This is a genomic window from Vibrio sp. V04_P4A5T148, assembly GCF_963875605.1.
Classification (GTDB): Bacteria; Pseudomonadota; Gammaproteobacteria; order Enterobacterales; family Vibrionaceae; genus Vibrio; species Vibrio anguillarum.
In genome coordinates, this window is sequence record NZ_CAWNMS010000053.1 from 1 (window position 1) to 22861 (window position 22861).

Genomic DNA, 22861 nt, shown 5'->3' on the forward strand with positions numbered 1-22861 from the left:
AGTTGTGAGCCGATATTAAAAGGCAAAGCATGGAAGCTAATGTGGCTAAAGCTAGAAAGAAAAGGGCTACCGAAGGAAGCTCCGGACATATCATGGGCTTACAGAGGTATTGCTCGATTAGGGGGTTGGAAGAATACAAAGCGAACGGGTCGTGCTTCTATAAAGACATTATGGCAAGGATGGTTTAGGTTACAAACCATCCTTGAAGGGTATGAACTGGCTAAGTCTCTTGATTCACCAGACTTGTGATCAAGAGACAGGCTTAGGCTTCCCTTTTTGTTTGATGTGACCCTTAGTACATTTCCCTTGCTAATCCTGCTTCGTTTCTGTACTATTTGCCGTCCTTAATTCTCGGTCTTTTTTTTTCGTTCCTTGCTTCCTATGGACGACCGAGCCAAACCTGGAAGCTGAATAATCCGTAAGGAGCAACCGATGCGTCATTATGAAATCGTATTCATGGTGCACCCAGATCAAAGCGAGCAAGTTGCTGGCATGATCGAGCGTTACACTGGTTCTATCACTGAAACTGGCGGTACTATCCACCGTTTAGAAGATTGGGGTCGTCGTCAAATGGCTTACCCAATCAACAAGCTTCACAAAGCTCACTACGTTCTTATGAACGTTGAAGCTGACCAAGCTGTGATTGATGAGCTAGAAACTGCTTTCCGTTTTAACGATGCAGTTCTACGTAACATGATCATGCGTACTAAAGCTGCTATCACCGAGCCATCAATCATGCTGAAAGCTAAAGAAGAGCGTTCTAAGCGTGATGAAACTCGTTTCGATGCAGACGCTGAGTAATTGATTTGATGACCAATCGGATGGAGTTGAGTGGCACTGTCGCAAAACCTCCCATTCGAAGCCAAAGTCCTGCGGGTATTGAACATTGCCGTTTCTGGCTTGAACATCGCTCAACAGTGATAGAAGCTGATTTACCGAGACAAGTCTATTGTCGTATGCCGGTAGTTGTCAGTGGGCAGAGGTCAACGAATCTCACTCAACACTTAGTACAAGGCAGCACCATAACCGTAAGTGGCTTTGTCGCTTACCAAACTAGCCATAATGGCGTAGGTAAATTGGTGCTACATGCCGACCACATTACTCAAATTTAAGATCAGGAGATAGCCCATGGCTCGTTTCTTCCGTCGTCGTAAATTCTGCCGTTTCACTGCAGAAGGCGTACAAGAGATTGATTACAAAGACGTAGCAACTCTTAAAAACTACATCACTGAAGCTGGTAAAATCGTACCTAGCCGTATTACTGGTACTAGCGCTAAATACCAACGTCAGCTAGCTCGTGCAATCAAGCGTTCTCGCTACCTAGCTCTATTGCCATACACTGACAAACATCAGTAATTGGCACCGTTTATTAAGAAAGAGGATTAATCAATGCAAGTTATTCTACTTGATAAAATCGGTAACCTAGGCAGCCTTGGCGACACAGTAAGCGTGAAATCTGGTTATGCTCGTAACTTCCTTATCCCACAAGGTAAGGCTGTAATGGCAACTAAATCTAACGTTGAAATGTTTGAAACTCGTCGTGCTGAACTTGAAGCTAAAGTTGCTGAGCAACTTGTTGCATCTCAAGCTCGTGCTGAACAAGTTAACGCTCTTGAAGCTGTTGTTATTACTTCTAAAGCAGGCGATGAAGGTAAACTATTTGGTTCTATTGGTACTCGTGATATCGCTGACGCTATTACAGCGGCAGGTGTTGCAGTATCTAAGAGCGAAGTTCGTCTACCTGAAGGTGCTCTACGTAACGTAGGTTCTTTCGAAGTGAGCATCCAACTTCACTCAGAAGTGTTTGCAACTGCGAAAATTCAAATCGTTGCTGAATAATTTCAGTCTTCGGATGAATTGAAAACACCAGCCTTGGCTGGTGTTTTTTTTATCTTCAAACTACCTAGAAACGAAACTGTAAACTAAATGAAGTGACGCTATCGGCTTTACTTAGTCCTGCTGGAACCTTATCGTGGTATTGGCGAGACAAGTTCACTTTCAACGCAATCGAATCAGTAATGTGATTGGTTAAAATGAGTTCGCTATCGGTTCTGATATTACTTTCTCCTGCGACAAGAGTCAGTTCAGAGGAGATGGTTAAATTATCGAAAGTTGCCCAAACACCTTTTAAGTTACCACGAAATATGACTTCTTCGACTGTATTTGCAAATACAATATCCGTACTTGATATCTCATCTAGGTTGGGTTTTTGATAACGAAAACCGGGCCCTATTTCAATCTCTAATAGCAATATGTCGGTATTCATCAATTGGTAACCCATTCCACCAGATAGCGTATAGTCTTTGAAATAGGCGCTGTATTTTGAATCAACACCGTTAAAGTTTGCGTATAGATAGGCTTTTGAAGCTAACTTATAGTCACTTTGCAGCGAATAGTTTGCCTGCCGCTTATTCTCTTTTCCATTTTTATCAAGACGATACAATTTCCACTCACCATTGGTTCGATGGCGACCTGTTATGTATTCTGTCTTGACTCGTGAATTCAATGACTCTGAATCAGTATTACCTGAGTGGGCTTGATAACCCAATTCGACTTGGCTATTCCAAGGAGAAGGAACTTCGATTTCCGTATCGTTTTTAAGATCCTCATTAGCATAAGCTGCACTCATCGCGAACAGGCTAAAACTAAGAAACCAAATTTTGGACACGAAGCACCCCTAAAGTGAATAAAAATAGTGGGCGAAATAGTAGGTGTAGGGCGGTTCTGTTTGGTCAGCATGAGGTTAATTCTCTACGAGATAAACACAAAGTTTCGTTTACATAATTACAAATGATCTATTCTGGCTATAATGGTCGGTCATTAGATAGTATTGAGCGAAGTCATGGCTGCACCACGAACAGATCAACGAAATCGTAAACCGTTTGACGCACAAGTCGACGCAATTAAAGTTCCTCCACATTCGATCGAAGCTGAGCAATCAGTGATTGGGGGCTTGCTATTGGATAACGAACGTTGGGATACGGTGGCAGAGCGTGTGGTCAGCAAAGACTTCTATAGCCGTGCACACCGCCTAATTTTTGATGCAGCTAAATCGATTTTGGAAGCCAGTAAGCCACTCGATCTTATTACATTATCTGAGTATCTCGAGCGTCGCGAACAGTTGGAAGATGTCGGCGGTTTTGCTTATTTAGCGGATTTGGCGAAAAATACGCCCAGTGCGGCTAACATTAATGCTTATGCTGAAATCGTAGCGGAACGTGCATTGGTGCGTAACCTTATCGGTGTTGCCAATGAGATTGCGGATGCAGGTTATGATCCGCAAGGGCGCAGTTCGGAAGATTTGCTCGATCTGGCTGAAAGTAAAGTGTTCGCCATTGCTGAGGAGCGTACCAGCGAAAATGAAGGCCCGCAGAATGTTGATTCGATTTTAGAAAGAACTTTAGAGCGTATCGAACTGCTGTATAAAACACCACAAGATGGCGTCACGGGCGTGAATACGGGGTTTGCTGATCTCAATAAGAAAACGGCTGGTTTACAAGGTTCTGATTTGATCATTGTAGCTGCTCGCCCTTCTATGGGTAAAACGACGTTTGCCATGAACTTGTGTGAAAACGCGGCCATGGAGCAAGAAAAACCGGTTCTTATCTTCTCTCTTGAGATGCCGGCTGAACAAATCATGATGCGTATGTTGGCATCGCTTTCTCGCGTTGATCAAACCAAAATTCGTACTGGGCAGCTGGATGATGAGGATTGGGCACGAATTTCATCTACCATGGGTATTCTCATGGAAAAGAAAAATATGTACATAGATGATAGCTCAGGCCTAACGCCTACCGAGGTTCGTTCTAGAGCTCGTCGTATTGCGCGCGAGCATGGTGGTTTGTCGCTCATCATGGTCGACTACTTGCAGTTGATGCGAGTTCCTTCGCAATCGGATAACCGTACTTTAGAAATTGCGGAGATCTCTCGCTCGTTAAAAGCACTGGCTAAAGAATTGAATGTGCCCGTGGTGGCTTTATCGCAGCTTAACCGTTCGTTGGAGCAACGCGCCGATAAACGCCCAGTCAACTCCGATTTGCGTGAATCCGGTTCGATAGAACAAGATGCCGATTTGATCATGTTCATCTATCGTGACGAGGTGTATCACCCTGATAGTTCGTTAAAGGGTATCGCAGAGATTATTATAGGTAAGCAACGTAACGGCCCGATTGGTTCTGTACGGTTGACCTTTCAAGGGCAGTATTCCCGTTTTGATAATTATGCAGGCCCTGCATTTGACGATGAGTAATTTGATGAGCTACATGAAAGCGGCAACCGCCTGCATCGATCTCGATGCGTTAAAGCACAACCTACAGCGAGTAAAACAGCAGGCACCAAACAGTAAAATTATGGCGGTGGTCAAAGCAAATGGTTATGGTCATGGGCTTCGGCATGTTGCGAAACATGCACTGGGCGCGGATGCATTTGGCGTGGCGCGCATTGAAGAAGCGCTGCAACTGAGAGCGAGCGGTGTGGTAAAACCTATCTTGTTGCTTGAAGGTTTTTATTCCCCGATGGATCTTGCTGTATTGGTGACCAATAACATTCAAACCGTTGTTCACTGTGAGGAGCAGTTAGTCGCCTTAGAGCAAGCTCAATTAGATGTCCCAGTCAATGTTTGGTTGAAAATCGATAGCGGAATGCATCGTTTAGGTGTGCGCCCAGAACAATACCCCGATTTTTTAGAACGTTTGCAAGCGTGTAAAAACGTAGTGAAGCCATTGCGTTATATGAGTCATTTTGGTTGTGCCGATGAACTCGATAAATCAACGACTTCTGAGCAAATTGAGCTATTTTTAGCAATGACAAAAGGTCATGAGGGTGAAAGATCACTTGCTGCCTCCGCTGGTTTATTAGCTTGGAAGCACAGCCAGTTAGAGTGGGTTCGACCAGGTATTATTATGTATGGCGTTTCTCCTTTTGATGATAACTCGGCGCAAGCGCTGGGCTATCAACCTGTAATGACATTAAAATCTCACTTGATCGCAGTGCGTGATGTTAAAGCGGGAGAGAGTGTCGGCTACGGTGCCACTTGGACAAGCTTACGTGACACTAAGGTTGGTGTTATCGCAATTGGCTATGGCGATGGTTATCCTCGCACTGCACCCAATGGAACTCCGGTTGTTGTCAATGGGCGTAAAGTGCCGATTGCAGGGCGAGTTTCAATGGATATGCTTACGGTCGATCTCGGTCCACAAGCCTGCGATAAGGTGGGCGATGAGGTTATTTTATGGGGAAAAGAGCTACCAGCAGAAGAAGTGGCCTCTCACATTGGCACGATCGCTTACGAGTTAGTGACGAAACTCACTTCTCGTGTTGAGATGTCGTATCAATAAAGCCAGAGTATGCACCCATTAGGTTTACCTGACCTAACTCAATATGAGAGCGGGTAAGCTGCGTCATAATGGCGCTCACAAAACGAATAACGACGTGTTGCCTTCCAAATATAGGCAGTCGATACCATTTTCTTTTTTTGCTCAATCGGGGATTCCATCATTTTGAAACAGAGTTTAGGAATGATAGGAATAAAACCTACTGTCACATCGGGATAGATACCATGTTGAAAAATATCAATCCAACGCAAACCAACGCTTGGAAAGCACTGACTGCGCATTTTGAATCAGCGCAAGATATGGACCTTAAATCGCTTTTTGCACAAGATGCACAACGTTTCGATAAATTCTCGACTCGTTTTGGTTCAGATATTCTTGTTGATTACTCAAAAAATTTGATCAACGAAGAGACCTTACAACATTTACAAGCATTGGCGAATGAGACTGAACTAAAGTCAGCCATCGACGCTATGCTGCAAGGATGCGCGATCAACCAAACTGAAGGCCGTGCCGTACTGCACACTGCGTTACGCAACCGCAGTAACACACCGGTTATTGTTGATGGTGAAGATGTGATGCCAGCCGTGAATGCGGTACTTGAGAAGATGAAAGCGTTTTCTGAACGAGTAATTTCCGGCGAGTGGAAAGGCTACACAGGTAAAGCGATTACCGATATTGTCAATATTGGCATCGGTGGCTCAGACCTTGGCCCATACATGGTCACAGAAGCACTTGCACCGTATAAGAATCATCTTAATCTTCATTTCGTTTCTAACGTTGATGGAACACACATCGTTGAAACGTTGAAAAAAGTCAATCCAGAAACCACGCTATTTTTAGTGGCTTCAAAGACGTTTACTACCCAAGAAACCATGACCAATGCACATACGGCTCGTGATTGGTTCTTAGCGGAAGCAGGCGATGAAACTCATGTTGCAAAACACTTTGCAGCGCTGTCGACTAATGCGAAATCAGTCGCTGAGTTTGGTATTGATACAGACAACATGTTCGAATTTTGGGATTGGGTCGGTGGACGCTACTCACTATGGTCAGCAATTGGTCTATCCATTGTATTGGCTGTAGGCTATGACAACTTTGTGGAACTGCTGTCCGGCGCGCATGAGATGGATCAACATTTTGTGGCGACACCTTTTGAGCAAAATATTCCTGTGATCCTAGCCTTGATTGGTATTTGGTATAACAACTTCCACGGCGCCGAATCAGAAGCGATTCTGCCTTATGACCAATACTTACATCGCTTTGCCGCTTATTTCCAACAGGGCAATATGGAATCAAACGGTAAATACGTAGATCGTAACTGTCAAGCGGTAACTTACCAAACGGGTCCAATCATTTGGGGTGAGCCCGGTACTAATGGTCAACACGCCTTTTATCAATTGATCCACCAGGGAACAAAATTAATCCCGTGTGATTTTATTGCGCCAGCGCTCAGCCATAACCCAGCGGGTGATCATCACCAAAAATTGATGTCGAACTTTTTTGCTCAAACAGAAGCGTTAGCGTTTGGAAAAACGCAGCAAACCGTTGAAGCTGAGCTAAAAGCGGCGGGCAAATCAGCACAAGAAATGGCGGCAATCGCACCATTTAAAGTGTTTGAAGGAAACCGCCCAACCAACTCAATCTTAGTTAAGCAGATCACGCCACGCACTTTGGGCAACCTGATTGCGATGTACGAGCATAAAATTTTCGTACAGGGTGTTATTTGGAATATCTTCAGTTTCGATCAATGGGGCGTTGAGCTTGGTAAGCAGTTAGCAAACCAAATTCTGCCTGAGTTAGCCGACGATGCTCAAGTGAGTTCACACGACAGCTCAACCAATGGTTTGATTAACGCGTTTAAGACATTTAAAGCGTAATGCGTCAAAACCTTACTTGGATGTGAGTAAGGTTTTATCCAAATAAAAAAGGTTGATACTTAACGGTATCAACCTTTTTTTCTTTAATGAAAGAGCTTACTCGAAACAGATTTCGATAAAAGCGTTACCCCACTGAGAGGTAAACGGCATGATAATAATTGCACCTTCGCATTTATGACGAATCGTGTGGCCTTTTCCTGAGACAACAACCGGAGTTGCCATATCAAAGTCAAAACCACTCTCGGCAAGAATGCGTTTAGCTCCGCCTGTCACCATGTTGGTGATTTCGCCGACCATATCTGTCACTTCTTCATTGAGACCGTTGGGGCGTTCACCTAACATATTTTGCATGATTTCCAATGCTAGACTTTCATCAAAAGTAATAGACATGGAACCACGGCTTTGACTACCAACCATACCAATCAAGCCAGAGACATCACCACGGGCAATCTCATCTTTCTTTACACGAGGTTTCTGTGGCTTCAACTCTAATGAAGCCATCGTTTTTAACACGTTCATTAAAGAAGCTAAAAACGGGTTTACAAATTCAGCGCGCATAACCTTCTTCTACTGTTTTTATACTTTCAGACTTGAGGAACACGTTTGGCAAACACCATGAGATTCAATAACGTGATTAACGATGTTAAAACCGTGTTTCTCAGCGTTGCTTGCTAGCAAGGCTATCAGACTATCATCTTGAAGTTCAATAACATTGCCACATTTGTCACAAATTAATAGGTGTGAGAAATGCTTATTAGCATTACAAGAGCAACATGAAATAAAGCTATTTGTTGACTCCACTCTATGAATAAAGCCTTGTTCTAACAAAAAGTCCAGAGCACGATACACCGTTGGTGGTTTCGCTTGGGGCTCGCTTTGCTTTAAATCTTCAAGCAATTCATAAGCACTGGATGCTTTTTTGCTTGAACAAATCAGTTCAAACACTCTCTTTCGTTGAGAAGTTAGTCGTACTCCTCTCGCTGCGCATAGTTCTTCTATTTGTTTCGTTAGCTTGTGGTCCAAATTCATCACCATAACCATTGGACTTTAATAATAATATACTATTTCCAGATTAATAGCCTTGTAGCCTACAACATTTTCTGGAGTTAGTTAGCGATGTGATCGTTGTTTGCAACGAAAATAGTACTTAAATTACCTTATATCGATGCAAAACGATACAGAAGAAGAACTGTTGGCGCTATAAACTCGAAGCGATTACAATGCCAAACTTTGTTTTTGGCTGTAAGTTTAGCCATTGAAACTGACTGAATTGGGATATCTAAATCATGACTCACCCTTGTAAGCTATCAGTAGCCCCTATGCTCGATTGGATTCATTGTTATTTATAAACATATGGTTAGTTATAGTTGGGGGTACTTAAGGGGATCTGTATAGGCCAGATAAACAGAACCCCCGCTAAAAGCGAGGGTCTATTCAGCAGCACCACAGGTAGCTTGTTATCGCTATAGATTGCGGGCTGGCTATATTCCAAGAATATAGTCTAAGTGCTCCGTTTTGGCGAACCAAAGAAGCTGTGACACATTGATCATAAGGACAAAATGCATATAATGCAATGGTTCTCCCTTATAATTTTCTAAAAAATAGCAATTCAGAGAGATTACAAGTAATTACAAATGTTGTGACAGAGCACCTAAATTTATGCCGTTCAGCACGCAGGTGTATACTTCTTTCATAACCTCTCGACTTAATCGATTTTGGAAGTATATTCTTTTGTGGTTTTCACTACCAAGACAAACATAACTAAGTCTATCGAAACTCAGTGTATATATCATATCCCCCTTCACCCAAGTATTGCCTTTGAAGAACTTGTGCCTTGGCAGGTGGTTATCGTCGAGAGGTAAGTGGTAGCTCTGTCTTTTGTCTGGTTCTGTACTACTTAAGGCAACAATTGTCACTAAATTGTGCCCATTGGGCCTTGTTCCAATCACTAAAACGGGACGAGTTTTGACCATTTCTGGTTCTCTAAAACCAGAAAAATCACACATTAAAATTTGCCCTACTTTGGGAGAATATTTGATTGCCAATTTTATTTCTCTACATTCGCTGTCCTGACCAAACCACTTCACCGATGATCTTAAAGTCGGCACTTCCTAAGTCTTTTTTACTAATTTCCCACGCTTCATAAGCAGAATTATCACTTACCACTTTGATTCCATGTGGTAAGAATTGAAGCCTCTTAACCATCAAACGACCATCGTAACGAAATACATAAACGCCATCAGTGGAGAAACCATCAACCCGATTTACCATTACTATGCTTTGATTCTTTAGAGTAGGGTTCATACTGTCGCCACGGACAGGCATCAGAAATATGTTATTCGGATTGTAACCTAGCTCATTTCTTAAAAAGTTCTCGCTAAACACCATAGCCTGAGATTCTTCTTCTTTTTCGACTAGTGTTCCATGCCCCGCGCTCACCTCAATATCAAAAAAACTCAACTCAATATATCCCTTGGGGATTGTCACTACACCACTGGCGATTTCCTTAGCCTTTAAAAATATATCATCAGGAACTTTATCTCTTTTTTTCCATGTTTGGATAGTTGACGGAGATATACCAAGAGCGATAGCTAAGTCAGTGTTTTTACTTGTATTTGTGAGTCTTTTTAACTCGGTTATTTTTTCGTTCACTTCAGACATATAAGTCACCAATGGTTCAAAAGTGGTTCATGGGTGTTGCAATGTTTAAAAAGTGGTTCTATAGTGGGTCGGAATCAATTGAACCACATTTGAACCTCTTAGAGTTGTTCAGAATCGCACAGGTGACTCATGAATACAAATTTTGCACTATTAGCACGCTTTGGTAGCCCGACTGTAGAACTGAAAGAAATCTGCAAAGAGTTCTTTGGAATTACCCCTAAAACAGCGGAACAAAAAGCTAAGGCATGTGATTTTCCAGTGCCTACTTTCAAGCTACGTGATTCTGAACGTAGTCCTACCTTAATCAAAATCGAAGATTTGGCGGCGTATATCGATCAGCGATATGAAGACGCTAGAAACGATTGGCAATCAGTACACGGAGCGCACTAGATGACAACTCCAATTCACTCCCTCAATGTTGATTTCTCTCATTCCAGTGAAGCTAAAGAGCTTTTGACGGTAGTTAAAGGTCGTTTGTCTTGGTTGAGCCCTTCTTCACCAGAATTCGAGTTTTTGTATCCCATCTATGAGCAACTCGTCGAAGCCGCTGAATTACTGGAAAGCTTGGAGGTGTAGCAATGCTAAAAGCCTACCCCTTGTTATTAACCGAAGAGCAACGAGCTTGCGGTTTACGTGGGATTGAACTTTGCCGCAAAGCCGTTGCAAACAGCCGTAAAACCACTGAAAGAGAGCGCCGGAAATTAGCTTGGTTAGACAAACTCGCCGTTAAAGCGAACCAACTACCAAGCAGAGCGGCAACTGATCTGCATCAACCGATGCCCGATACTCTAGAAGATATACCGTTGTGAAAATCTATCGTAAACCGACCAAAAACCCACTAAGCAAGCTTCCTGAAAATTTACGTCAGGAGCTTGCGACCTATGTGGTCAAAAATCAGCGCTCTTTGCCTGAGTTTTCAATGATTGCTGAACATCAGCGTACCGATTTCTGTGCACTCTCACCACGAGAGCGCGTGTTTGAATTTGCCCACACCATTGCTAATCAATTCAAGCTACCGAGTGATATTCGCTGTTATCTCGATAAGGCTGCGGCTGTGCGTTTTCGTAAATACGGTTTTAAGCGTGCAATTGATTTCGTTCAATCCCGCAGTCAGGCGGCGTTTTCTGCGCTTGGTGTATTGCCAGAGCCTTGGTGGCGGGTAGATACAGAATTAAAACGTGCTCGTCTTGCTACTGAGTTAGTCGGGCGTGCATGTTTTCGTTTTGAATTGGCCTCTAAAACGGGAATGTCTGTTTTTGATGCTATTAGTCAGATCCATGAATATGCGGGTGCAGCGCTCTGGATGCCGCAATTTGAATCGGCAAAAGATGAAGCGCAGGCATTTTCTATTTTGGCGCGTTTGCTGGATGAATCGGTTTGGCGGCGTGCGATTGAAAAGCACACGCTGGCGGCTTTTGAAAATGCTCGGCGGGCTGCTGGCATGGTATCACCTCATATTTCCCCGTATGCCTCAATATCGGCATGTGAATGGCTCAAGGTTCGTCAAGACAGGCAGCGCGAATGGCTTGAATTGATGGCGATTGAATCAGAGCAAGGCGATGTGGTGAGCATGGATGTGGTGCACGCATCGTCACAAGCTAACCCTATAAATCGTCGTCATGAACTGATGACACGCATTGCGGGATGCCAAGAATATGCAGATTCCTATCAGCACGCCGCCGTGTTTATCACGATGACCGCGCCAAGTCGCTTTCATCGTCTTACACAGCGCGGAGCGTATTGGATTGAAAATAAGCGTTGGGATGGTAGTAGTCCAAGTGATGCTCATGGATGGTTAACCACAACATGGAATCGTTTTCGGGCGTTTGCTCATCGACATGAACTCAATTACTACGGGATGCGAGTTGTTGAACCTCACCAAGACGGCACGCCACACTGGCATGGTGTGTTTTTTATGCCGCTAGAACAAGTCGGTGGATTCGTAGCCGCGTTGCAGGCCTACCAGTACCAACGTGATAGTAAAGAGCTCTATCGTGATACGGGGGAGCCTAATCGCAAAGCGATGAAAGCACGTTTTGATGCGAAGGTGTTGGATGGCAGTGAAGGCGGTGCGGTCGCCTATTTAGCGAAATACATATCAAAGAACGTAGACGGGTTCGGGCTAGAGGGTTTAGCCGATTTGGATAACAAAAAAGCCAAACTGCAAGACACGGTTAAAAATGTCACTGCATGGTCGCGTAATTTCTGTTTCCGTCAGTTTCAATTTCAGAAAACGCCAAGCGTGACTGTCTGGCGAGAGCTTCGCCGTATCCAAGATAAGCAAGAATACTGCTTATTTGAAAAAGCGCGGCGTGCGGCGGATATGGGCTTTTTTTCTGCGTATTTTGATTACATGGGCGGTCACCGTTTAGCGCAATCACTTCGACCCATTAAACCGAGCAAAGAAGAAAGAGAAAATAAATACGGTGAAATCGTACCGGTTGTTATCGGGCTCGAAGGTAGCGGTTTGACGATCTTAACGCACGAAATTGAGTGGAAGTTAGTCCAAAAAACGCACAGCGCGGAGGCTCTTCAAAGCAAGCGGGAGCTTGCGCCTTGGTCTAGTGGCAATAATTGTACGCAGGACATTGCGCCGACCCGCCAACAACGAATCGTATCGAATTTCTTTTTAAATGTTGAGCTTGACCGTTTCGGTTCGCCTCAATGGGAAGAGCTTTGGAATCAATCCATGCATCCAGAGGATGCCTAGAATTTGCCAACGTCGTGAGACAGGGGCTTTTTATTCACTCACTAACGTCGAGAGACAGGGGAATCTATGAAATTACTCTCTATTGAAGAATGCCAACGCGATTTAAAAGCCTTAGATGCCGCCGACCAACTCACAACGAATATGGAACGTGAAATTGGGCGATTTAAGTCAATGGAAATGAAAGATTTAATTGGCAAAGCCACCAAAATGCTCATGACAGGAAATCTGTCATTGGAATCGTTAGGGCTACCAACCAACTTTTTTGAACAGCTTGAACAACTCGCAAAGCTCAATGATGTAGCGCGTAGAAAATATCGCGCTCATGTCGTTTCTAACTTGAACCAACTAGAAAATATTTCGGATGGTGATTTCACTGAGGTTGGGGGTAAGAATGAGTAAATACGAAAATCCAGTGCGTGGTGTTGTGCATTGCCCTGTTTGTGTTTCGCTTTCTACCGTTCACCAAGTCGGTGAGGGAAAGCTCATTGCTGAGGGCGAACCACCTAAAAACGGGCGTAACCTTGGGCTTAAATATTATCGTTGTCCTAAATGCGGTAATAGCTCAATGAGCAAAAGCGTGGATGAGTATGTCGATAAGCACATGGCAACCGATGAAAGCGCATTACTTGAACGCGAGGCCAGTACATTGCCTGTCTTGGTTGAAGCGTTGGACGTAACCGAGCTAACCGTTAGCGATTCGGTTGAAACTGTTGAGCCTTTGCGGGTGGAAGAGTCCAGCGCTGACAAGGTTGAAAGCGTTATCGAAACCGAAACTCCAACCGACAAGCCGCTAGTGGAAATCCGGCCTTTTGTCACGGTTAAGCGTGTATTGATGGTGTTGGGGGTGGTACTTGCCTGTCTGTGGGCGGTGCGTCTTTTACTACCAAAACCACAACCAGAGGAGTCAACCGATGCAACAACCGGATAATGAACTAGAAGTGACGAGCCTCGGTGATGATTGGGGCGATTTTGATGTGGTGATCAAACAACTTGAAACCGAAGAAGCCCCCATCGAATCAACCGAAAGTAGCGCACTATCAACCGAAACCGTGAGCAGTGAGGCTTTTGAAGGGCTTTTATCGGTCGTTTTTACCATTGCCGAACAAGCGACCTCTATCATTTCAGGGATTGATTTTGCTTTTGATGAAAAAGGCAAAAATGAAGTTATCAAAGCGGCTATTCCTGTTTTGAGTAAGCATGGCGGTGAGCTATTAGGCTGGTTTGGTGATTACGTGGAAGAGGCTACTTTATTGCTCGCCGTTTTAGCACTGGTGTACACATCTAAGCGTCATATCACTGAGCTAAAAGTTTATAAAGCGGAGCAGGAGAAGCGAGATGCCGAAAAAGCAAAAGCCACCGCTAAAGCTGCCTAATCCGGTTAACTCTAATGCATCCCATGATGCAGAGCATGTGATTTATGTGGCGGGTACGGGGGGAGGCAAAACCTCTGCCGTTAAACATTTAGGACTGGTGCAAAAAGCCTCTCAAGCTGTTTTTTTTGACCCATATCGAAACTATGCAGGCTCAAAGTTTCAGGGGCAGATGTGTCACGGGACGAGCTCTCGCTCTGCTTTTGTCAAAGCGTTGTTGATGGCTCGTCGCCGTGGCCAGTCTTTTAAACTGGCGTACATTCCGGAAGGGGGCGCGGTTGCTGAAGAGTTGGAGTTTTTCAGTTCGGTCGTGTGGTCTATGGGAAATGGTCACGCGCCTAAGTTGCACACGGTTATCGAAGAGTTAGCAAGCTGTGTTGAAACATCCGGTAAGCTCAAAGGCAAGGCTGGGGAGCTACTGCGCGGTGGTCGCCAATACGGTTTGGTCATTCATACTGTGTTCCAACGCGGGCAAGAAGTACCGAAAACGGTCACCGAGCAATCATCGACATGGTGGATTGGAGCCGTTAACTCCATGTCGGATGCCGAATGGATAGCCAAGAAAAAAGGGTTAGATACTCACGCGATCGCTTCGTTGGTCTCTGCTAAGGTAAACAAACAGAAAATCGGTAAACCGATTGCTGAATATATGATGGTGCGTGATGGTATCGGCAATGTAGAAACTCGCGCTTTCAACTGTCAAACGGGCAAGCCGTTAGCTATGAACTATCGCTAAACGAGTGTGATTCAACGCTCAAATCAACCTATAGGTTAGCCGTTTAACCTATAGGTTACCTCTCATTTACCCACTCTTATTTTCTTGTTTCTAATAGCCCTGTTCTTAACACGGGTGAAACTGGAAACATTTATGAAAGCACAGCATAAAACCATGTTAGTGACGGCGGTAGTGACGATTTTGCTTATCGCAGCCATTAACAACATCAGCGCCATGAAAACGCTGAAAGAAACCATCAACGGCAAATCTGGCTGGTTCTAAGGGGAACGGTAATGGAAGCACTACAAACGCTATTTAACCCACGTCCTAAAGAGCTTGATCCGGTCGAAGGTGTCGCTTGGGGAAATCAGTCAACGTTACGGCTGGTTTCTGGCCCTACTTATCAAAACCTTGAGTTGGTGACGAACATTACTGACCCTGCGGATATTGAGCGCGTTCGTATTACCTATAACGGTAAGGAGATCGTGTCTCTGTCTGGTCAAGACATGGTGGACTTACAAGAGCACCGTTCTAGCTATGTTGAGCAAGGCCGTTACATCATTTCATTTTCTGATTTGGGTATGCGAACCAAACTAGGCGTTCGTCAAGGTGAACTGGTGACTTTGCCCGGTGAAATATGGTTTGTTTATATTCAGCTAAAAGCAAAATCCGGTGAGCCCGCTCCCAGTATTCGCGCTCGCGCTCATATCACGGAAGCACAAACACAGCGCTTATTTATGCCTCGTTTGTATTCTTTGACGTGGTTTGCCAGTGCGGCAGGTCGCACGCCGTTTGATTGGTCTGAACGTTCGCCATTCTTGAGCCTCAAGCGTATTCACTTTAAAGATGATTCCATCACTCGCGTTCGTGTTCTACGTGACGATCGTGAAGAAATGAACGTCAACAAAGCCGACAACTCATTTGATCTATCTGTCGCGGGTCTTGAGCAAAACGATGGCTGGTTTTCTCTGGATTTTGTCCGAACGGGTTTCGGCTCTGAAAGCAAACTCAAAACGCAAGCCGTTCGTGCATTGCAATTTGAGCTTGAAAAGAGCGCGGCGGGCAGTGTGCCAGTGATTATTGAAGCGATCGAACAAGTAGCGATTCCAACGCAAACCACCGCATAAGGGGGAACCATGAGCTGGTTAGATTCCTTGAGTGAGGCTGGCGGCGAATTACTCGATGCAGCCTCTAGCGCGGGTGGTTCTTGGATTAATGGCACTGTTCAAAATGACTTGGCAAAAAAGCAAGCGAGTGACCCTGACGAAGCCCGAAAGAGCCAAGTGCAGGGGCAGACGGCAGACGGCCAACCTATCCACACTCAAGCACAAGGTTTGAATACTAATTACTTGATTGTGGGCGTGGGTGTTCTAGTGCTTTTGCTGTTGGTGTTCATGTTGGCTAAAGGGGGCAAATGATGCCGTTCTTATTGCCTTTAATGTTTGTCGGTGGCGGCGTGGTTGGGTTTCAGCTCTCAGAAGGTTCGAGCAAGCTGATCATGATGCTTTTGCTCATGGTCGTAGGCTACGTGCTAATCAAGGGGAAATTTTAAGATGCTAGGAAGCTTAACAAGCTTGACCGGAGGCGGCGGTTTAACGGGGGGAAGTGCTGGCCCATCGACAGCAACAAATACCACCAACAGTGGGCAAAGTATAGGCGCTATCAACATGGGAAGCCCTAAAGGGGTGAGCCCGTGGTTGATTGCGGTCGTGATTGTGGTCATTGCGTATTTGATGTTGAAAAAGAAATGATTCGATGTGTCACCAATACCCCTGAAGCACTGGAACAATTAAAGGTCGCGTTTCGAGCCTGTCCACAAGACTTTGAGGAGCTGAAAGCCGAAGTCAAAACAGGGCGCGTTAGTCTTTATGAGCTAAGTGCGGAAAACTACCAAATTGTGGTGGCGGGTGAAGTGATCGGAGAAACCTATTTTTTGTGGGGTGTGGCTGGGCATGGTGTTGTTCCCGCCATTCACGAGCTTTCTCAATATGTAAAAAACGCAGGGCTAAAAACCATTTCAGCACAGACCTATTTTGCAGGGCTCGCTCGCTTAGTTCGCAAACTGAATACGACAGAGCAAGTCGCCACCAATATCACAGAGTTAACCATGAGAGTGTAACGCATGGGCGGAAAAAGCAGTTCAAGCAACCAAACACAAACCACCAACGTTAGCGGCCAAAATGCCATTTCTGGCGATAACCTCGGAACGGCGATTAGTGGCATTAATAATTCAACGCTGAACGTGACGGCAACCGATTATGGTTCGGTGAATAAGGCGCTTGATTTAGGGGGTGAATTAGTCGAGCAAACGGGGCGAATGTTTAACGATGCGCTCAAGTATGCGGGAGGCGTCAATAAAGACTCTCTCGATTTTGCTAGCGAAGTGAACCAAGGCTCTCTCGACTTTGCCGAAAACGCATTGGAAGACATGTCTTCCAGCAATAGCGAAAACCTACAGATGCTTGCAGGTCTCGCTGGTAATCAGGCCGCGCAAAATACGCAGAGTTTGAGCGCAATGATGGACTTAGCCAAGTTCAAGCAAGATAACGGCGCAAGTGAGAACAAGCAGCAACAAATCATCTTAATGGTGATCATTGCGGTTGTTTTAGGGGCGGTAGCAATTATGGCGATGAAACGATGAATCTTTCTTTAAAAGCACATCAGCCTATGCCTGTCATTGTGGCGGGTAACTGGATTTATTTGGAAACGGCGTTGCAAAGCATCACGCTTGAAAGTGCATTAGGCGATCGCGTCACCCTGAAAAAGGAGGCGGTCGTTAAAAGTACGCAGCAAATCGGGCGAGTGTTGGTGTACTCAGATATTGACCAAAACATCACACTAGAATTTGGTTTTGGGGATTTTGTCCCGCCCGCCAATATCAGCGGCCAAAGCATTGTGGTGAGTGACATGCCTGCCGTGGAATTAGCAGCAGGTCAAAGCGTTAATATTGGTCAGATGCCTGCGGTAGAACTTGCCGAGGGTCAAGCTCTCAGTATTGCGCAAATGCCCGCGTTAGAAATTGCAGCGGGGCAGTCGGTGAGCTTAGACAGTTTGCCAAAAGTAGAAATTGCGCCAAGCCAAACCGTGAATATTGGAGAGCTTCCTAATATTACACTCGCTTCTGGTCAGTCGATCCATATTGAGCAGATGCCCGCCGTAGAACTGGTTTCAGGGCAAGAAGTCACGACCCGCATTAGTAATGAACTGAATGCCCATTCTGGCGTTATGCCCTTTGTTTTGGCCGCAAACAGTCGCCGCCGAAAGGTGCATGTTAAAGCGGCGTCAGGGAATACCCATCCGGTTTTAATTGCGGGCATTTATCCACTCGTCGCGGGTGAAAAAATCGAGTTATCCACTCAGGCCGAAATTGAGTTTACCGGAGACGTGGCCGACTCAATTCAGATTTTGGAGATTTAAAGTATGAGCGTTAATTTACCAACAGGAAGTAACCGCAACAAGATTGAAGCCTTGGCGGCAATCTTAGGTAATGGCAGTCAGTCACAAAAGCCAATCGGTAAGCTTTCATGGAATTTTTACGCCGACCTAACGCAAAGCATTACCACGGCTCAGCAATGGTTTGAAAAATGTTCTGATTGGACTCCGTGGGGCAAATCATTACACACAGATTTAGCGTTGAACGGCAAGCTACGCAGTGACTTGACGGCAATTCTTATTCCAGAGCGAGAGCTCAATAATCAAAAAATCATCCAGTTTGAAACGGCGAATAACCAAGATAAGCCGGATTTAGCGGATGAAATTTTGGCAAGTGGTTTTGAGTACGCAAGGATTAAAGGCACCGTTAGAGGTTCGTTGGATGCGTTCGGTGGCGATTTTGTTTCTACCACTGGCGCTGTCCCCGATGCGCGGTTGGATTTAAATGTGTTTGTTGAAAACGATACTTTCGGCACGATTTGGCAAAAATTTGTTAGCCCTATGGGAACGAATCAGGTGATCGCCCCCTTTCATTTCACCGAGCAAACCGGAAAGCAAACGGCTTACTTCCTGTTTCCTTTTGACATCCTCGTCCCGACGTCATTTGCACAAGGTCGGCGTACTTGGCTCTATCCCATTATCTATGCGCAGACCAAAAACAGTGTAGAGAGTGCAATCAATCTTCAAATGGAGGTTGAGCTCGTGGATTTTGTACCGACTCAAATCAAATAATTGAGTGCTTCTCAATGAAACTCTCTTTGTTTGTCGTCTTGCTACTAACGGTGGTGTATTTGATGAAAAAACCAATCGTGACAACAGAGCCGCGCGGCGTGCTTGCGAATAACCCCTTGAACATTGAAAGTAATGTCAATAACAACTGGATTGGGAAAGTCACGCCTTCGGTAGACAAGCGCTTTGAAACCTTTCGAGCGCCTGAATATGGTTTTCGTGCAGGAGCGATTCTACTACGTGATACTTACCAGAAACGCTATGGCCTTGAAACCATTAACGAGCTCATTCATAAGTTTGCACCAAGCCACGAAAACGAATCGGATCACTATGCCCAGTTCGTTGCGAGTCAATTAGGTGTGAGTCCACACGAGCCGATTAATCTGCAAAGCGATTCCACTCTAGCCAAGATGATACACGCCATGTCAGTGATGGAAGTCGGGCGCTTTTACTCGCTTGAACAAGCACAAGAAGGGGTTCGTATGGCATGAATAAAGATGACACTAAGCGAATTGTTTTAACGGTGCTGGGCGCAATACTCGCCGCCTATGCAATTAAATATCTGAAAGTATGGAAATTGCTATGAAAGAACTATTCAAGAAAAAGTTGGGTATTGATTTAGACCAACCATCAACCCAAAAAGGTTTGGCCTTAGTCGGGGCGGGCGTTGCCTTAGCGGCAGGGCATCCAGAGCTGTTAACTGCCAGTGTCACGGCCGAGGGCGTGCAATACGGTGGCCTTATCGGGACAACCATTCCGGTCATTTTAGGCTTATGGGAAATGATCCGAAACGAGTTCAAGTGATGGCTGAGTATCAGGCCTTGATTGTGGCTGCGGTGAGCGCATTGTCGAGCGGAATTGGCGTTGGCATTGCGCTTAAAACGGATGTGAAGTGGCTGCGCTTAATGATAGAAAAGATGGATGAGCGTATACAGCGTTTAGAGAATAAAGCCCCCTTTTAAAGAGGGCTTTATTTTTAGATATATTTACCAATGCTTTCAATGTGATGCATTATTGAGCATTCTTTGGCAGGGCCTAAATTGGGGTAGTGGTTATTCGTATGGTAAGTACGCAACCCAGAGAAACCTACGGTTGTTTGGTCTACATCTGGAGTTTGGTTTGCAAAATTTATTAACTCATTAAGAGCTTGTAAGAATTTATTTGCTGTATTAGATGTCGTTCCTGAATCTAGTGTAGAAACGCAATGTTTGATAAACATGTGATTATTAAATGACGAGTTTATATAATTAATATGGAGTGCGACTGCACGAGCTGGGCCTCCATTGTCAGAGTACGGTTCACCAACAATTTGGTAATCACCAAAACCAACAGCATTGGGCATGCTTAAGTAGGTTAAGTGGGCATCAGAGTAGTTGTATGGATGAGGAGGGTAGTCGGCATTTCTTTCTTTAGCCTCAAAACAATCTTGAATTTTTACTAGTCGAGGAATACTGGTTAAAAATTGGTTCGTTGTATTTTGTGTTACGAACACTGAATTAACCAGAGCTCTTGAAGTTATGGCTGTAACATTGGCGACAGGTTCATCTCTAAAGTAAGTTGCAAAAGCTACATTATTATTGCAAAACTGCGTAGCTAGTTGAATTGCTGACGATAAATTTTGATGACTAAACGCTATACATGGAAGGACGTTGAGGTTGTTACTTTGAAGTAAGTTTAATACTGCTGGACTGCCTACTAATTGACCTTCTAGAGGATTTACGATCACAATCGGTATTTGATTGTTGGAGTTCAGTTCCGAAATAGTTCGTTCCAATATTACAGTGCTAGATTTCACTGGCTCAATTATTGGGCGTACTTTATTTGGGTCTAAGATTTTCGCAGTTCGACGAAGAGCTGAAAGTTCATGACGTTTGCCCCTCAAATAAGGATAGTACATTGTATTCACCTGATGATAAGTTTGAGTTATTCATCAATGAGCATACGAGTTTGTTTTTTTCTTGTCTGCTAAATTGGTAGCTAATCCCTATGTTTTTTAGTGGTTTAGGGAGTGAATTGATGAATTTGTGATCATTGGCACGAAACAGTTTTAGGCTTTTCTTGAATAACTTGTTTGCTTCGTCAGATGGCAGAGATTTATATGCTTCTTTGCAATAATCGTATAGCTTTGTATTTGGCATGTCAGGTAGTGAGCCTAGAACTTGTTCTGCGATAAATGTGTATTCAGGTTTGCGTAAGGTGTCGAACGTTATATCAAAGTCAAACTCATTACTAATTGGAGCTTCGATAATTGTTTTAAAGTTGTTTCTCTTGGTGAGCTCTAAAATACCAAAAGTTGGTGATTTAGTATGAATTGAGAGGATGTGTTTTAAGTGATTTTTATGAGTAACAACATAAGTTTTATCATAAGCCATCAGATAAGAATCTAACTGGTTGCTCAAACGAGTTAAAGAATCCATCTCGGTCTTGATTTCGTAACAGGTAGAATGTCCATTTAATACAACACAATCAGCAATGTTCTTCCCTGTTCTGACTTCGCTCATCATTGCAGTTGTATTCATCGAATGAGTGCCAAGTAGTATTTTATTAGCAATTTCGTTCTTTACAACATACTCATTACGGTAGTTTTTTAATAGGAGCTTATATGCTTCATCATAAAACTCAGAAACCGTAACTTGTGTATGAAATTCAGAGAATACTGCTCTTATGCTGTCGAAAGTACGCAAGTCTCCAGCAGCAATTCTCTTCAATTCTGAGCTATTGAATAGCTTAGCTAGTAATTTATATTCCATATCTAATGTATAACACTAATTCTTAAAGTTGGTATTGGGCTAAGTCACGAAGACACGCATCCTAGAGTTAATTCAAAGGAATCGCAAGCTGTAGGCTTCAGACTCTCGACTTCTATATTATTTCTGATGTAATTTGTGAGGGTATAATTGAGTATAAACCTGCCACAAAATATTCAAGTTCCTGTGCCCTGTCACTTGAGCTACTTCCTCAATTGAGTATCCCTTTTCAAACAGCCGACTCGCTCCTTCTCGTCTCAAATCGTGATAGCGTAAGTCTTCAATTCCCAACTCATTACGAACTCGCTGAAATCCTGCGGATACGCTTTTCGAGTTATAAGGGAAGATGCGGTCACTGGTTTTAGTTTGCTTTATCGCTATATCAAAAGAATCCCCAAGCAATGGAACTATCATGTGATTGCCTGCTTTTTTTCTTGGGTCTTTGCGATCCCGAACCAAAACGGTTTTATGTTCTTGGTCTAAATCTTCCCAGCGTATTGCACACACTTCACCAATCCGCATACAAGTGAGAATGCTAAATTCTAGAATGTCGGTGAATGGGATCCTAGTTGTGCCATTTGAGCGAAATTCCTCACGTTTTTTTAGTCCTTCTTTAAGTTTTGCAAGTTCATCGTTGGTCGGTCGTCGGGTTCGTTTTTCACTTTTGCCTATCAATTGCATATCAGAAAGTACAGGGACGGCTTCATCGAACACGGAAAAATTGGCTTGAATGTTAAAAACAGGCTTTGCCTTTTTCATCACTGAACGTAGATAAGCAATATCGTGATAAATCGTAACTGGTTTAGTTCCGGCATCACGTCTGTTTTTGCAATGCTCGATCAACTCACTGGTACGCAGAGAATTTGAATCAATATTTGCAATATCGCAGTCTCTCAATAGCTGTAAAACGTAGCGTTTCGTTCTACCAGTGTTGTTCCATAAATCTCGGTCTGCCATATACATATCGAGCAGTTCCCCTAGGGGGACTGAAGGGTTTTTTAGTACCCCTCCAACTTCAAGATCCAAAACCCGTTTTTTGCCGAAAGTTCTAGCGTGTTCTTTTTTTCTGAATGTTTTTGACTCGCGATGTATAATCTTCGAATTCTTTTTAACGATTACCGTCGTTTTAAATCGTGATTCACCGCTTTTTAATTTGCGAGTTTCGATACTATATGAAGCCATTCGTCCTACTCTTTGAGGGGTACTTATAGGGGTACTATAGGTCGAAATTTGCGGAAATTCTAGGAAATTGACGGTAAAAATATTATCTGTAAATTGAGGTAAATC

General features: G+C 44.1%; 36 protein-coding genes. 28 read left to right on the forward strand and 8 right to left on the reverse strand.

What is annotated here, in order from left to right; genetic code table 11:
• From AACT18_RS11445 to rplI, 5 genes are all read left to right on the forward strand, one after another.
• On the forward strand, positions 1–249 hold a 249-nt coding region (locus AACT18_RS11445; RefSeq protein ID WP_303396196.1), incomplete at its 5' end, for an IS4 family transposase.
• A 183-nt stretch (positions 250–432) separates the two neighbouring features.
• A complete protein-coding gene (gene rpsF, locus AACT18_RS11450; RefSeq protein ID WP_013857919.1) occupies positions 433–801 on the forward strand; it encodes a 30S ribosomal protein S6 in 369 nt (122 codons plus the stop codon).
• Between the two features lie 8 nt (positions 802–809).
• Positions 810–1112: a primosomal replication protein N gene (gene priB / locus AACT18_RS11455; protein ID WP_026027846.1), complete on the forward strand. Its 303-nt coding sequence runs from the start codon at positions 810–812 to the stop codon at positions 1110–1112.
• Positions 1113–1128: 16 nt separating this feature from the next.
• Complete coding sequence (gene rpsR / locus AACT18_RS11460) at positions 1129–1356, forward strand: 30S ribosomal protein S18 (protein WP_000090472.1); 228 nt, start codon at positions 1129–1131, stop codon at positions 1354–1356.
• A gap of 33 nt (positions 1357–1389) precedes the next feature.
• Positions 1390–1839: a 50S ribosomal protein L9 gene (rplI, locus tag AACT18_RS11465; protein ID WP_013857917.1), complete on the forward strand. Its 450-nt coding sequence runs from the start codon at positions 1390–1392 to the stop codon at positions 1837–1839.
• Positions 1840–1903: 64 nt separating this feature from the next.
• On the opposite strand, the gene AACT18_RS11470 is transcribed toward rplI, so the two are convergent.
• Positions 1904–2668 carry a DUF481 domain-containing protein gene (locus AACT18_RS11470; RefSeq protein WP_013857916.1) on the reverse strand — a complete coding sequence of 255 codons (765 nt, stop codon included), beginning with the start codon at positions 2666–2668 and terminating at the stop codon, positions 1904–1906.
• 174 nt (positions 2669–2842) lie between these two features.
• Here AACT18_RS11470 and AACT18_RS11475 point away from each other — a divergent pair, with 174 nt between their 5' ends.
• The 3 genes from AACT18_RS11475 to pgi all read left to right on the forward strand — a co-directional run bounded on the left by AACT18_RS11475 (position 2843) and on the right by pgi (position 7210).
• The gene (locus AACT18_RS11475; protein WP_013857915.1) at positions 2843–4249 is read left to right on the forward strand and encodes a replicative DNA helicase; all 1407 of its coding nucleotides are present in this window, start codon (positions 2843–2845) and stop codon (positions 4247–4249) included.
• Positions 4250–4262: 13 nt separating this feature from the next.
• The gene (gene alr / locus AACT18_RS11480) at positions 4263–5336 is read left to right on the forward strand and encodes an alanine racemase (protein WP_197056815.1); all 1074 of its coding nucleotides are present in this window, start codon (positions 4263–4265) and stop codon (positions 5334–5336) included.
• A 221-nt stretch (positions 5337–5557) separates the two neighbouring features.
• A complete protein-coding gene (gene pgi / locus AACT18_RS11485; protein ID WP_094125203.1) occupies positions 5558–7210 on the forward strand; it encodes a glucose-6-phosphate isomerase in 1653 nt (550 codons plus the stop codon).
• 96 nt (positions 7211–7306) lie between these two features.
• Here the strand turns inward: pgi and AACT18_RS11490 are convergent, their stop codons facing one another.
• From AACT18_RS11490 to AACT18_RS11505, 4 genes are all read right to left on the reverse strand, one after another.
• The gene (locus AACT18_RS11490; RefSeq protein ID WP_017043302.1) at positions 7307–7768 is read right to left on the reverse strand and encodes a chemotaxis protein CheX; all 462 of its coding nucleotides are present in this window, start codon (positions 7766–7768) and stop codon (positions 7307–7309) included.
• 18 nt (positions 7769–7786) lie between these two features.
• Positions 7787–8245, reverse strand: coding sequence for a zinc uptake transcriptional repressor Zur (zur, locus tag AACT18_RS11495; protein ID WP_017043301.1), 459 nt, complete (start codon positions 8243–8245; stop codon positions 7787–7789).
• Between the two features lie 593 nt (positions 8246–8838).
• Positions 8839–9297, reverse strand: a complete 459-nt coding sequence (locus AACT18_RS11500; protein WP_094125202.1) for a type II toxin-antitoxin system PemK/MazF family toxin — start codon at positions 9295–9297, stop codon at positions 8839–8841.
• Positions 9266–9871 (reverse strand): LexA family transcriptional regulator, encoded by a 606-nt coding sequence (locus tag AACT18_RS11505; RefSeq protein ID WP_094125201.1) that lies wholly within the window; start codon positions 9869–9871, stop codon positions 9266–9268. Before AACT18_RS11505 ends, AACT18_RS11500 begins: the two co-directional genes overlap by 32 nt.
• A gap of 129 nt (positions 9872–10000) precedes the next feature.
• Between AACT18_RS11505 and AACT18_RS11510 the strand changes: the two genes are divergently transcribed.
• The 20 genes from AACT18_RS11510 to AACT18_RS11605 all read left to right on the forward strand — a co-directional run bounded on the left by AACT18_RS11510 (position 10001) and on the right by AACT18_RS11605 (position 19789).
• The gene (locus tag AACT18_RS11510) at positions 10001–10261 is read left to right on the forward strand and encodes a pyocin activator PrtN family protein (RefSeq protein ID WP_094125200.1); all 261 of its coding nucleotides are present in this window, start codon (positions 10001–10003) and stop codon (positions 10259–10261) included.
• A complete protein-coding gene (locus AACT18_RS11515) occupies positions 10262–10447 on the forward strand; it encodes a hypothetical protein (RefSeq protein WP_094125199.1) in 186 nt (61 codons plus the stop codon).
• 2 nt (positions 10448–10449) lie between these two features.
• Positions 10450–10680 (forward strand): hypothetical protein, encoded by a 231-nt coding sequence (locus tag AACT18_RS11520; protein WP_094125198.1) that lies wholly within the window; start codon positions 10450–10452, stop codon positions 10678–10680.
• The gene (locus tag AACT18_RS11525; RefSeq protein WP_094125197.1) at positions 10677–12581 is read left to right on the forward strand and encodes a replication endonuclease; all 1905 of its coding nucleotides are present in this window, start codon (positions 10677–10679) and stop codon (positions 12579–12581) included. The genes AACT18_RS11520 and AACT18_RS11525 overlap by 4 nt, the downstream gene beginning before the upstream one ends.
• A 66-nt stretch (positions 12582–12647) precedes the next feature.
• Positions 12648–12980, forward strand: coding sequence for a hypothetical protein (locus AACT18_RS11530; protein ID WP_094125196.1), 333 nt, complete (start codon positions 12648–12650; stop codon positions 12978–12980).
• The gene (locus AACT18_RS11535) at positions 12973–13509 is read left to right on the forward strand and encodes a hypothetical protein (RefSeq protein ID WP_094125195.1); all 537 of its coding nucleotides are present in this window, start codon (positions 12973–12975) and stop codon (positions 13507–13509) included. Before AACT18_RS11530 ends, AACT18_RS11535 begins: the two co-directional genes overlap by 8 nt.
• The gene (locus AACT18_RS11540) at positions 13493–13954 is read left to right on the forward strand and encodes a hypothetical protein (RefSeq protein WP_094125194.1); all 462 of its coding nucleotides are present in this window, start codon (positions 13493–13495) and stop codon (positions 13952–13954) included. Before AACT18_RS11535 ends, AACT18_RS11540 begins: the two co-directional genes overlap by 17 nt.
• Entirely contained in the window at positions 13917–14687 is a 771-nt protein-coding gene (locus AACT18_RS11545; protein WP_017045652.1) for a hypothetical protein, read from the forward strand. Before AACT18_RS11540 ends, AACT18_RS11545 begins: the two co-directional genes overlap by 38 nt.
• A gap of 132 nt (positions 14688–14819) precedes the next feature.
• Entirely contained in the window at positions 14820–14948 is a 129-nt protein-coding gene (locus AACT18_RS11550) for a hypothetical protein (protein ID WP_017045651.1), read from the forward strand.
• A gap of 11 nt (positions 14949–14959) precedes the next feature.
• Positions 14960–15793: a major capsid protein P2 gene (locus tag AACT18_RS11555; protein WP_017045650.1), complete on the forward strand. Its 834-nt coding sequence runs from the start codon at positions 14960–14962 to the stop codon at positions 15791–15793.
• Positions 15794–15802: 9 nt separating this feature from the next.
• Positions 15803–16084, forward strand: coding sequence for a hypothetical protein (locus AACT18_RS11560; RefSeq protein WP_017045649.1), 282 nt, complete (start codon positions 15803–15805; stop codon positions 16082–16084).
• Positions 16081–16218: a hypothetical protein gene (locus AACT18_RS11565; protein ID WP_158006721.1), complete on the forward strand. Its 138-nt coding sequence runs from the start codon at positions 16081–16083 to the stop codon at positions 16216–16218. Before AACT18_RS11560 ends, AACT18_RS11565 begins: the two co-directional genes overlap by 4 nt.
• 1 nt (position 16219) lies before the next feature.
• Positions 16220–16417, forward strand: a complete 198-nt coding sequence (locus AACT18_RS11570) for a hypothetical protein (protein WP_094125193.1) — start codon at positions 16220–16222, stop codon at positions 16415–16417.
• Positions 16414–16785: a hypothetical protein gene (locus AACT18_RS11575; protein WP_017045646.1), complete on the forward strand. Its 372-nt coding sequence runs from the start codon at positions 16414–16416 to the stop codon at positions 16783–16785. Before AACT18_RS11570 ends, AACT18_RS11575 begins: the two co-directional genes overlap by 4 nt.
• 3 nt (positions 16786–16788) lie before the next feature.
• Positions 16789–17307, forward strand: a complete 519-nt coding sequence (locus AACT18_RS11580; RefSeq protein ID WP_094125192.1) for a chemotaxis protein — start codon at positions 16789–16791, stop codon at positions 17305–17307.
• Positions 17304–18083, forward strand: a complete 780-nt coding sequence (locus tag AACT18_RS11585) for a hypothetical protein (protein ID WP_094125191.1) — start codon at positions 17304–17306, stop codon at positions 18081–18083. The genes AACT18_RS11580 and AACT18_RS11585 overlap by 4 nt, the downstream gene beginning before the upstream one ends.
• 3 nt (positions 18084–18086) lie before the next feature.
• Positions 18087–18830 (forward strand): hypothetical protein, encoded by a 744-nt coding sequence (locus AACT18_RS11590; protein ID WP_094125190.1) that lies wholly within the window; start codon positions 18087–18089, stop codon positions 18828–18830.
• Between the two features lie 62 nt (positions 18831–18892).
• Complete coding sequence (locus tag AACT18_RS11595) at positions 18893–19318, forward strand: structural protein (RefSeq protein WP_237666684.1); 426 nt, start codon at positions 18893–18895, stop codon at positions 19316–19318.
• A 91-nt stretch (positions 19319–19409) separates the two neighbouring features.
• The gene (locus tag AACT18_RS11600; protein ID WP_094143528.1) at positions 19410–19631 is read left to right on the forward strand and encodes a hypothetical protein; all 222 of its coding nucleotides are present in this window, start codon (positions 19410–19412) and stop codon (positions 19629–19631) included.
• Complete coding sequence (locus tag AACT18_RS11605) at positions 19631–19789, forward strand: hypothetical protein (protein ID WP_176428354.1); 159 nt, start codon at positions 19631–19633, stop codon at positions 19787–19789. The genes AACT18_RS11600 and AACT18_RS11605 overlap by 1 nt, the downstream gene beginning before the upstream one ends.
• Before the next feature lie 14 nt (positions 19790–19803).
• On the opposite strand, the gene AACT18_RS11610 is transcribed toward AACT18_RS11605, so the two are convergent.
• The 3 genes from AACT18_RS11610 to AACT18_RS11620 all read right to left on the reverse strand — a co-directional run bounded on the left by AACT18_RS11610 (position 19804) and on the right by AACT18_RS11620 (position 22756).
• Positions 19804–20724 carry a sce7725 family protein gene (locus AACT18_RS11610; protein WP_094125272.1) on the reverse strand — a complete coding sequence of 307 codons (921 nt, stop codon included), beginning with the start codon at positions 20722–20724 and terminating at the stop codon, positions 19804–19806.
• Positions 20690–21577: a sce7726 family protein gene (locus tag AACT18_RS11615; RefSeq protein WP_094125273.1), complete on the reverse strand. Its 888-nt coding sequence runs from the start codon at positions 21575–21577 to the stop codon at positions 20690–20692. Before AACT18_RS11615 ends, AACT18_RS11610 begins: the two co-directional genes overlap by 35 nt.
• A 117-nt stretch (positions 21578–21694) precedes the next feature.
• Positions 21695–22756 carry a site-specific integrase gene (locus AACT18_RS11620; protein ID WP_094125274.1) on the reverse strand — a complete coding sequence of 354 codons (1062 nt, stop codon included), beginning with the start codon at positions 22754–22756 and terminating at the stop codon, positions 21695–21697.
• Positions 22757–22861: the final 105 nt, after the last annotated feature.